The 11,178-nt window shown below is 33.7% G+C and carries 10 protein-coding genes; all 10 read left to right on the top strand.

From position 1 onward, the window contains the following. Positions 1–357, top strand: a 357-nt coding sequence (locus I6U48_RS22775; protein ID WP_512699257.1) for a pterin-binding domain-containing protein, incomplete at its 5' end; no start/stop codon positions are given. A gap of 46 nt (positions 358–403) precedes the next feature. Then, on the top strand, positions 404–1,036 hold the full coding sequence (locus tag I6U48_RS22770; RefSeq protein ID WP_218322781.1) for a cobalamin B12-binding domain-containing protein: 633 nt from the start codon (positions 404–406) through the stop codon (positions 1,034–1,036). A gap of 34 nt (positions 1,037–1,070) precedes the next feature. Further along, entirely contained in the window at positions 1,071–2,048 is a 978-nt protein-coding gene (locus tag I6U48_RS22765; protein ID WP_218322780.1) for a uroporphyrinogen decarboxylase family protein, read from the top strand. 515 nt (positions 2,049–2,563) lie between these two features. After that, positions 2,564–3,934, top strand: a complete 1,371-nt coding sequence (locus tag I6U48_RS22760; RefSeq protein ID WP_218322779.1) for a sigma-54 interaction domain-containing protein — start codon at positions 2,564–2,566, stop codon at positions 3,932–3,934. Positions 3,935–4,430: 496 nt separating this feature from the next. Then, complete coding sequence (locus I6U48_RS22755; RefSeq protein ID WP_218322778.1) at positions 4,431–5,606, top strand: acetyl-CoA C-acetyltransferase; 1,176 nt, start codon at positions 4,431–4,433, stop codon at positions 5,604–5,606. A 25-nt stretch (positions 5,607–5,631) separates the two neighbouring features. Further along, positions 5,632–6,414: a short-chain-enoyl-CoA hydratase gene (locus tag I6U48_RS22750; RefSeq protein ID WP_218322777.1), complete on the top strand. Its 783-nt coding sequence runs from the start codon at positions 5,632–5,634 to the stop codon at positions 6,412–6,414. Positions 6,415–6,427: 13 nt separating this feature from the next. Further along, positions 6,428–7,567 (top strand): acyl-CoA dehydrogenase, encoded by a 1,140-nt coding sequence (locus I6U48_RS22745; protein WP_218322776.1) that lies wholly within the window; start codon positions 6,428–6,430, stop codon positions 7,565–7,567. A 19-nt stretch (positions 7,568–7,586) separates the two neighbouring features. Further along, complete coding sequence (locus tag I6U48_RS22740) at positions 7,587–8,369, top strand: electron transfer flavoprotein subunit beta/FixA family protein (protein WP_218322775.1); 783 nt, start codon at positions 7,587–7,589, stop codon at positions 8,367–8,369. Between the two features lie 16 nt (positions 8,370–8,385). Further along, positions 8,386–9,408, top strand: a complete 1,023-nt coding sequence (locus I6U48_RS22735; RefSeq protein ID WP_218322774.1) for an electron transfer flavoprotein subunit alpha/FixB family protein — start codon at positions 8,386–8,388, stop codon at positions 9,406–9,408. Between the two features lie 721 nt (positions 9,409–10,129). Then, positions 10,130–10,978, top strand: coding sequence for a 3-hydroxybutyryl-CoA dehydrogenase (locus tag I6U48_RS22730; protein ID WP_218322773.1), 849 nt, complete (start codon positions 10,130–10,132; stop codon positions 10,976–10,978). Positions 10,979–11,178 lie beyond the last annotated feature (200 nt).

Raw genomic sequence — 11,178 nt, 5'->3', positions numbered from 1 at the left:
TACAACATTGATCCGTCTAGGTTGCATATTGATCCATTAGTTGAAATGCTATGTACATCAGAAGATGGGATCACTATGGTAACGGAAGTTATAAAATCAATCAAAAAACAGTATCCTACGATTCATGTCACTGGAGCTGTCAGCAATATCTCCTTTAATCTTCCAGCTAGAAAAATTGTTAATCAGGCATTTGCAGTACTTTCTATGAATGCAGGAATGGACAGCTTTATACTTGATCCATTAAATCAGGATTTAGTAGGAATGTTGTTTGCAACAGAAGCACTATTAGGTGAAGACGAGTACTGCATGGAATATATTGGAGCATACAGAGAAGGAATATTTGGTCAAAAGAAATAATTATTAAAAAATAATAGTTATATGAAATAATAAGGAGGAAAAAATAATGGCTAAAATTGAAGAAGTAAAAGCTAATGTAGAGAAGGGTAAAACTAAACTTATAAAAGGATTAGTACAGGAAGCACTAGATGAGGGAAGCAAAGCAGAAGATATACTTCAAGCTATGATTGACTCAATGGGTGTTGTAGGTGATAAGTTCTCTACAGGAGAAATATTCGTACCTGAAATGCTAATAGCAGCAAAAGCAATGTCAAGAGGTGTAGAAGTTCTTAAACCTCATCTTGCAAGCGACGCTTCATCTTCTTTAGGAACATGTATTATTGGAACAGTTGCAGGGGATTTACACGATATTGGAAAAAATTTAGTTGCAATGATGATAGAAAGTACTGGATTTAAAATAGTAGACCTTGGCGTAGATGTACCTGAAACTAAATTTGTTGAAGCAGTTAAGGAAAATGAAAATGTAAAAATAGTAGCATGTTCAGCACTTCTTACTACAACAATGCCAGCTTTGAAGAAAACAGTTGAGAGTTTAAGAGAAAGTGGATTAAAAGGATTTCATATAATGGTTGGTGGTGCTCCTGTAACAGCTGAATTTGCAGCTTCAATAGGTGCAGATGCATATACACCTGATGCAGGTAGTGCTGCAATTAAGGCTAAAGAATTGGCAACAGCATAAATATATCATAAATAATATATGGAGGTATTGATGTATGTTAACTAAAAGACAGAATTTACTCGAAACTATTAAAGGTGGAAATCCGGATCGTTTTGTTAATCAATATGAATATTTGAATATAATCATGGAAATGCCTTTGAGACCTAAATCTCAAAAGGGTGGTACTTGGAAAGATTACTGGGGAGTAACATTTCAATGGCCAGAAGATCAACTTGGTGCATTCCCTGTGCATGATAACGAACATAAAGTTTTAAAGGATGTTACTGAATGGAAAAAATATGTTAAAATTCCTAAAATCGAGACTTCTGATGAAGCTTGGGCCGCAGCTGTTGCTCATGCCAATTCTGTTGACCGTAACGAGGAATTTGTAGCACCTTTCTGGGCTCCAGGTATCTTTGAAATGACACATTATCTTATGGGTATGGAAGATGCCTTAATGGGTTTATATGAAGAGCCTGAAGCTATGCATGAGTTAATTGATGCTCTTACTCAGTATGAGCTGGATGCTGCAAAAGTGATAGTTGAAAAACTTCATCCGGATTGCATTTTCCATCATGATGACTGGGGAAGTCAAAAAAACTCTTTTGTATCTCCTGAAATGTTTGAAGAGTTCTTTCTTCCAGCTTATAAAAAAATCTATGGTTACTATAAAGAAAATGGTGTTGAATTGATCGTTCACCATAGCGATTCTTATGCAGCTAATTTAGTTCCATATATGATCGAAATGGGCATCGATATTTGGCAAGGTACTATGAAAACTAATAACATTCCTGAATTGATCAAGCAATATGGTGAAAAAATAACCTTTATGGGAGGGCTTCACAGCGGTGAGATTGATTTCCCAGATTGGACACCTGAAAATTGTGCAAAACATGTGGAAGAAGCTTGCAAAGCTAATGGAAAGAAATACTTTATTCCATGCTTGACTTCCGGATTACCTGGAGGGTATTTCGGAAATGTATATGAGGTAGTAACTAATGAAATAGATGAAATGAGTAAAAAAATGTTTTAAGGTTTATAACCGGAACAACTTATTTATAAAGGAATAGATGATTTTGTATGAGGTTTGGCTTTAGTCAAATCTCATATTAAATTGGACAATATTTTTAAAAAGTTTTGTAAACGAATATAATATCTCGCTAGTATGCATATAAATCATAGAGATCAAACAAAATAATTAGAAATTGCATTCTGTACTATAAGATAGGTTAGTAAGTAAATTGAAGATAATATGATATAATAAGGTATGTGATGGTAATACTGTTATAATACACAAGAATTTATAGGATTTTCATGAAGTATGAGAATTGTTTTTAAAACCTTTTATAACTATAATTTAACTTATTATAAATAATATCTTAAAACACAAAAATAAGCAAATAAATCTATGTTCAATTCAATGACTTATATGAAGGCTTAAGTATATAGAAATATCCATTAGAATTAGTGGACTTCTTTCAATTATTTTTCACTATTTTTATAAATGTATTATTTTTTATATAAGGGAATAGTCAGGTGGGGATAAATATGTATAAGAGGAATATGCTGCAAAATGATAGTGCGATTTTAAACCTTACAATGGATACCCTTTACGATGGAGTTATAGCTATTAATAAAGAAGGCTATATAACAATGATTGGTAAAGGTTATGCAAAGGTTTTTGAAAAGAAAAAAGAAGAGATTGTTGGGAAGCACATAACAGAAATAGTTGAAGAAACAAGATTACCTATAGTGGTAAAGACAGGACAAGCTGAAATAGGAGAATTATTCAAAATAAATGATCAATATTTAGTTGTAAGCAGGATACCTATTACTAAAAATGGAGAGGTTATTGGGGCTATTGCAAAGATTGTATTTAATAGTATAAGTGATTTAAATAGTATATATGAAAATGTAAGTAAAATGAAAAGACAGCTTCAAGGGTCAAACAATAATATATCAGCATTGAATAGAACAACTTATTCTTTTGATGATATCATTGGTGAAGGAGAATTGATAAAAAATGCAAAAAAGTTTGCTAGAAAGGCTGCAGCTTGTTCATCAAACATATTGATATTAGGTGAAAGTGGAACAGGTAAGGAACTTTTTGCCCATGCTATTCATAAGGAAAGCAGGAGAAAGTACGGAGCTTTTATCAAAGTTAACTGCGGTGCTATTCCAGGAGAACTTCTTGAATCTGAGCTTTTTGGATATGAAGGAGGTTCTTTTACCGGTGCAAAAAAAGAAGGTAAGATAGGCAAGTTTGAATTAGCAGATGGAGGTACTATCTTTTTGGATGAAATAGGAGATATGCCAACATATATGCAGGTTAAGCTTTTAAGAGTACTTCAAGAAAAGGAAGTGGAAAAAATAGGTTCAGCTGGTCCTAAGAAAATAGACGTAAGAGTTATAGCTGCTACTAATCAAAATTTAGAGCAACTAGTAAAAGAAGGTAAGTTCAGAAAGGATTTATTTTATAGATTAAATGTATTAACAATTAATATACCTTCGTTAAAAGAGAGAAGAGAAGATATTGAAACTATAGTTTATCATCTTATCAATAAAATAAGCAATAAGGTATATAAATACATTTATGGAATTTCAAGTGAAGCGCTAGAATATATAAAAGGTTACAGTTGGCCAGGAAATATAAGGGAGCTTGAAAATGTGCTTGAAAGAGCAATAACCATTATTGAAAATGAAACTGTAATACACACAAAGCATCTTCCAGATAAGATTACAGCAATAAGCGTTTGTAAGCCTGTTAGAAATCTTCAGGATATATTAAATGATGCAGAAAAAGAAGCGATACTAAATAGTATTATAGCAGCTAAGGGTAATAAATCAAAGGCAGCACAACTTTTGGGCATAAGTAGATCTAATTTATATGAAAAAATGGGAAAGTTGCATATAGATTAATAGCACGAAATTTAAACTAAAAAATTTAGCAATTAAGACGTATTAGAAAATGATGTTGTCAATTGAATAGTTAAAAATAAATATTTTTTTATAAGTTTTAGTTATATATTTAACGATTTATATATTTTTACAAATAATTGTCCGGAAAACAAAACAGTTTATAAAACAAAATTGTTATTTATTTATCAATTGTCCGGATTACAGGACATGAATGATTCGATATTGTCTTGAAAATAACACAAAATTTCTTTATCGTGATTAATTTTATTAAAATTTTAACATAAGTTTTTCTTTAAAATGTATAAAATGGCTATTTTTATAGAATTAAATATCTTTGGCAAGGTATTTGCTATATTAAAATATATAAACAAAAACTATATTTGGAATTTTGATGTTAAAATGTTTTGTATCAAAGTAGCGATATAGACAATATTTTAACATCAATATTATAGGTTAATAAAATAACATATTAGATGATGAATGGGAGGAAATAAAAATGAGAGAAGTAGTTATAGTAAGTGCAGTAAGAACAGCTATTGGATCCTTTGGAGGAACTTTAAAGGATGTGCCAGCAATAGATTTAGGGGCAATAGTAATAAAGGAAGCTATAAACAGAGCTGGTGTTAAAAGTGAAGCAGTAGATGAAGTAATTATGGGAAATGTTTTACAGGCAGGACTTGGACAGAATCCAGCTAGACAAGCAATGGTTAAGGCAGGTCTTCCAGTTGAAGTTCCAGCAATGACTATTAATAAAGTTTGTGGTTCAGGGTTAAGGGCAGTTTCACTAGCATGTCAGATAATAAAAGCTGGAGATGCAGATGTAGTAGTGGCTGGTGGTATGGAAAATATGTCAAGAGCTCCATATATTTTGAATGACGCAAGATGGGGACAAAGAATGGGTAATGGAGAATTTGTTGATGAAATGATTAATGATGGCTTAACAGATGCATTCAACAAATATCATATGGGAATAACTGCAGAAAACATAGCAGAGCAATGGGGAATAAGTAGAGAAGAGCAGGATAAATTTGCTCTAGCATCACAAAACAAAGCTGAAACAGCTATAAAAGAAGGAAGGTTCAATGATGAAATAGTTCCAGTAGTTATCAAAAAGAAAAAGGGAGAAACAGTATTTGAACAAGATGAATTTCCAAGGTTTGGAGCAACTATTGAGGCTTTGGCAAAACTAAGACCAGCTTTCAAAAAAGATGGAACAGTTACTGCAGGAAATGCATCAGGAATAAATGACTGCGCAGCAGCAGTAGTTGTAATGAGTGCGGAAAAAGCTAAAGAACTCCAAATTAAACCACTTGTTAAAATAGTTTCTTATGGTCAAAAAGGCTTAGAACCATCAATAATGGGCTATGGACCATTCCATGCAACTAAAAAAGCATTAGAGATGGCAAACTTAAAAATTGAAGATATAGATTTAATCGAAGCTAATGAAGCCTTTGCATCTCAAAGCTTAGCAGTTGCTAAGGACTTAAAGTTTAATAAGGACATAGTAAATGTAAATGGTGGAGCTATAGCTCTTGGACATCCAATTGGGGCATCAGGAACAAGAATACTTGTAACACTATTACATGAAATGGAAAGAAGAGATGTTAAGAGAGGTCTTGCAACTTTATGTATAGGTGGAGGAATGGGTACAGCGCTTATAGTTGAAAGATAATATTTTAAAAATGAGGAGGATTAACATGGAATTTAAAAATATAGTTTTTGAAAAGAATGGAAGGATAGCGGTTATATCTATTAATAGACCTAAAGCATTAAATGCTTTAAACTCAGAAACGTTAAAAGAACTTGATTTGGTTATTGATATGGTAGCTGAAGAGGATGATATTTATGCAGTTGTTTTAACTGGTGCAGGTGAAAAGGCTTTTGTTGCTGGCGCAGATATTACAGAGATGAAAGACATGAAAGTTTCTGAAGGTAGAAAATTTGGAATACTTGGTAATAGAGTATTTAGAAAACTTGAGACACTAGAAAAACCTGTAATAGCAGCAGTAAATGGTTTTGCACTTGGTGGCGGCTGTGAACTTTCCATGGCTTGTGATATAAGAATTGCATCAACTAAGGCTAAATTTGGACAGCCAGAAGTTGGGCTTGGAATAACACCTGGCTTTGGTGGAACTCAAAGATTACCGAGAATTGTAGGAATGTCAGCAGCAAAAAAATTAATTTTCACAGGAAATGTTATTAAAGCTGAAGAGGCTTTTAGAATTGGATTAGTAGATGAGGTTGTGGAACCAGAGAAGGTTATGGAAGAAGCTATAAACCTTGCAAATACAATAGCTATGCAGGCTCCAATTGCTGTTAAGTACTGCAAAGCTGCTATAAATAGAGGTATGCAGTGTGATATAGAAACAGCGCTTATGGGTGAATCTGAATTATTTGGAGAATGCTTTGCAACAGAAGATCAAAAAGAAGGTATGACAGCCTTCGTAGAAAAAAGAGAAAAGAGCTTTAAAAATAAATAGGAGGTAATTTTAGATGGATTTTGCACTAACAAAGGAACAAGAATTAGTAAAGCAGATGGTCAGAGAATTCGCTGAAAAAGAAGTAAAACCATTAGCTGCAGAAATTGATGAAACTGAAAGGTTTCCTATGGAGACAGTAGAGAAAATGGCAAGGTATGGAATGATGGGTATTCCATTTGCTAAGGAATATGGTGGAGCAGGTGGAGACACTCTTTCATATATATTAGCAGTTGAAGAGCTGTCAAAGGTTTGTGGAACTACAGGAGTTATTCTTTCAGCCCATACATCCTTGTGTGCATCAGTAATTGAAAAGTATGGTACAGAAGAACATAAGCAAAAATACTTAATACCTCTTGCAAAAGGTGAAAAATTAGGAGCCTTTGGATTAACAGAACCAAATGCAGGAACAGATGCATCAGGACAGCAGACTACAGCTGTACTTGATGGAGATAACTATATAATAAATGGACAAAAGATATTTATAACAAATGGTGGAAAAGCAGATATATTTATAGTATTTGCAATGACAGATAAAAGCAAAGGAACAAAAGGAATTAGTGGATTTATAGTTGAGAAAGGCTTTAAAGGTTTCTCAATAGGAAAAGTAGAAAACAAGATGGGAATTAGAGCTTCTTCAACTACTGAGCTCATATTTGAAGATTGTGTAGTACCAAAAGAAAATTTATTAGGCAAAGAAGGTAAAGGTTTTGGTATTGCTATGGGAACTCTTGATGGAGGAAGAATTGGAATAGCGGCTCAGGCGCTTGGGATAGCAGAAGGTGCTTTTAACGAAGCTGTAACTTATATGAAGGAAAGAAAACAATTTGGAAGATCACTAGATAAGTTCCAGGGGTTATCTTGGGCCGTAGCCGAAATGGATACAAAAATTGAAGCAGTAAGACATCTGGTTTATAAAGCAGCCTGGAAAAAAGATAATGGAATTCCATATACTGTGGATGCGGCTAGAGCTAAGTTATTTGCAGCAGATGTTGCTATGGATGTAGCAACAAAAGCTGTTCAATTATTCGGTGGATATGGATATACAAAGGATTACCCTGTTGAAAGAATGATGAGAGATGCTAAGATAACTGAAATATATGAAGGAACATCACAGGTTCAAAAGATGGTTATTTCCGGAAATATATTTAAATAATGAGGGAGGATATTAGACAATGAATATAGTTGTTTGTATAAAACAAGTTCCAGATACAAATGAAGTTAGAATTGACCCAAAAACAGGAACACTAATAAGAGATGGTGTTCCATCAATAATGAATCCAGATGATAAAAATGCTTTAGAGGAGGCTCTTTCAATTAAAGATAAAAATGGCGCTCATGTAACAGTTATCACAATGGGACCTCCTCAAGCCAAGAATACTTTAATTGAGGCAATAGCAATGGGCGCAGATGAAGCTATACTTATTACAGACAGAGCTTTTGCAGGTGCTGATACTTTAGCTACTTCCTATGCACTATCAGGGGCTTTAAGGAAACTTAATTATGATATTGTATTTGCAGGAAGACAAGCTATTGATGGTGATACAGCACAGGTTGGGCCAGAAATTGCTGAGCATTTAGAGCTTCCTCAAGTAACCTACGTTGAAAAAGTTGAAGAAGTAGGAGAAGGCTGTATAAAGGTTAGAAGAGCTTGGGAAGATGGATATGAAATAATAACTGTTAAAACTCCTGTGCTTTTAACAGCAATAAAGGAACTAAACATCCCAAGATATATGCATATGTCTAAAATATTTGGTGCTTTTGATAAAGAGATAAAGGTTTGGACTGCTGAAGATATAGAGGTTGACAAAGCTCTTCTCGGACTTAATGGTTCACCAACAAGAGTTATGAAATCAGCTACTAAGGAAGCTAAAGGACAAGGAGAATTAATCAATAAACCAGTTAGAGAAGCAGTGGAATATACAGTTTCAAAGTTAATTGAGAATCACTATATTTAGTTTGGAGGAATCTTAAATGAATATATCAGAATATAAAGGTGTATGGGTCTTTGCAGAGCAAAGAGACGGAAAACTTCAGAAAGTATCCCTTGAATTACTTGGAAAAGGAAGAGAAATTGCAGATAAATTAGGTACTGAACTTACTGCAGTTGTACTTGGATATAATACTAAAGACATATCAGAGAGTTTGTTATCTTACGGAGCAGATAAGGTACTTGCATGTGATAGTAAGTTTTTACTACATTATTCAACAGATGCATATGCAAAGGTTATCTGTGACTTAGCAAAAGAGAGAAAACCAGAAATAATATTTATAGGTGCTACATTTATAGGCAGAGATTTAGGTCCAAGAGTTTCTGCAAGACTGCATACAGGATTAACAGCTGACTGTACTGGACTTGATATAGATACTGAGACTAATAATCTTATGATGACTAGACCAGCCTTTGGTGGAAACCTTATGGCTACAATAGTTTGTGGAAATCACAGACCTCAAATGTCAACAGTTAGACCAGGAGTTTTCTCAAGACTTGAAAAAGATAGCTCAAAAATAAACTTAGAAAAAATTGAAAAAGTAGAATTTAGCTTAACAGAAGAAGACATAAGGACAAAGACAGAGGAAGTAGTTAAGCTTTCAAAGAACATAGCAGATATAGGAGAGGCTTCTGTACTTGTAGCTGGTGGAAGAGGAGTTGGAAGTGCAGAAAATTTCTCAAAACTTGCAGAACTTGCTGAAGTTTTGGGAGGTACAGTAGCAGCTTCAAGAGCAGCTGTTGATATAGATTGGGCTGATAAAGCTGTTCAAGTTGGACAGACAGGTAAAACTGTTAGACCTAAAATATATGTTGCCTGCGGAATTTCTGGTGCAATTCAGCATCTAGCTGGAATGCAGGATAGTGAATTCATAATAGCTATTAATAAAAATCCAGATTGTCCAATAATGAAGGTTGCAGATCTCGCAATAGTTGGAGATTTAAATAAAGTATTACCTGAGCTTACAGCACAAATAAAAGCTCAAAAGGAAAAAGCAAGTATATAGTAGATTTGTTTTTATGGACGTCCACGGCCGACATTTAACTTATACTCCGGAAGATATTTACATTCTTCCGGCACCATAAATACTTTTGATAAGTCTAAAGCTCAGTATTTTGAAAGTCTAAGAACCATTTATAAACTCGTACCTCAGACACATAAATGATTCTAAGACTTCTTAAAATACTTCGCTAAGACTTATAGCAAAAGTATTTAATGTGTCTTCCAGAATCTAAATATCTCCCTGCGTATAAGTTAAGTGTCTGATGTAGATATCTATATAGATAAATAACTTCTATACTTGATTTGTTTAGATGTTGAAACTAAGTAAATCCAGCAGTTTAGCTAAATGCATAAGTCAATAGTATAGCTGGTTTATTTATAAAGGCGTGCTCTTGGGCAGAATGTTGATTTTATAAAAACAGTGTATCTGAGGCTTAGTTTATTAAGCGGGCATGCCATATATAATTGACAGAAGACATAGGACAGAGGACAGAGGACAGTGAAGGAGAGTTTTCCTCCTTACGTCAGAAAGCTAATTTAGTTTTTGTGGATTCGTTTCGCTAAAGTGAAACATCATCGTTTTAATTAAGCATAGCTTAATTAAAACTTATTACTGGAGGTAAAATTAAAGATTTTTCGTAGTGTTAGCTGCGAAAAATCCTCCTTTATTGTCCTATGTCAATTGTCCTCTGTCATCTAAAAAATATTTCGAGGGGGAATTTATAATGAAAAAAATATGTGTATTAGGCGCAGGAACTATGGGAGCAGGAATTGCTCAGGTATTTGCAGCTAAAGGATATGAAGTTATATTAAGAGATATAAAGGATGAATTTGTTGAGAGAGGTGTTTCTGGAATAAAGAAAGGTCTTTCGAAACTAGTAACTAAAGGAAAAATGGCACAAGAGGATGCAGAGGCTATAGCTAATAGAATAACAGGAACAACTGATTTGAAGTTAGCAGCTGATTGTGACTTAGTGGTAGAAGCAGCTGTTGAAAATATGGATATAAAGAAAAAAATATTTGGAGAGCTAGATGAAATATGTAAACCAGAAACTATATTAGCTTCAAATACATCTTCCCTTTCAATAACTGAAGTGGCAGCTGCAACTAAAAGAGCTGATAAAGTTATAGGAATGCACTTCTTTAATCCAGCACCAGTTATGAAACTTATTGAAATAATTAGAGGAATGGCTACATCACAGGAAACTTTTGATGCAGTTAAAGAGCTGTCAGTTTCTATAGGAAAAGATCCTGTGGAAGTAGCAGAAGCTCCAGGCTTCGTTGTTAACAGAATATTAATTCCTATGATAAATGAAGGTTGTGGAATATTAGCTGAAGGTATAGCTAGTGCAGAAGATATAGACAAAGCTATGATGCTTGGTGCAAATCATCCTATGGGTCCACTTGCACTAGGTGATCTTATAGGATTGGATGTTTGTCTTGCAATAATGGATGTATTGTATAAGGAAACTGGAGATTCAAAATACAGAGCACATTCACTGTTAAGAAAATATGTAAGAGCTGGATGGCTCGGAAGAAAGTCTTCAAGGGGATTCCATAATTATACTAAGTAGGAAAATTTAGCTTTAAGATTAAACAGTCTCACTCAAATAGAATGCAGAGGTGAGACTGTTTAATTTTATTTTGTGAGAAAACTCACTTAATAATGATAGGGTGAACCGTATACATGGACAACCAAAATAAATAGAGTAAAATAATATGGATAACTTAATATTATATTTGCAAAGAGCAGATAAATTTTATTAAAAATAGT

Source organism: Clostridium thailandense (genome assembly GCF_019207025.1).
GTDB classification, from domain to species: Bacteria; Bacillota; Clostridia; order Clostridiales; family Clostridiaceae; genus Clostridium_AM; species Clostridium_AM thailandense.
This window is presented reverse-complemented; position numbering and strand designations above follow the sequence as displayed.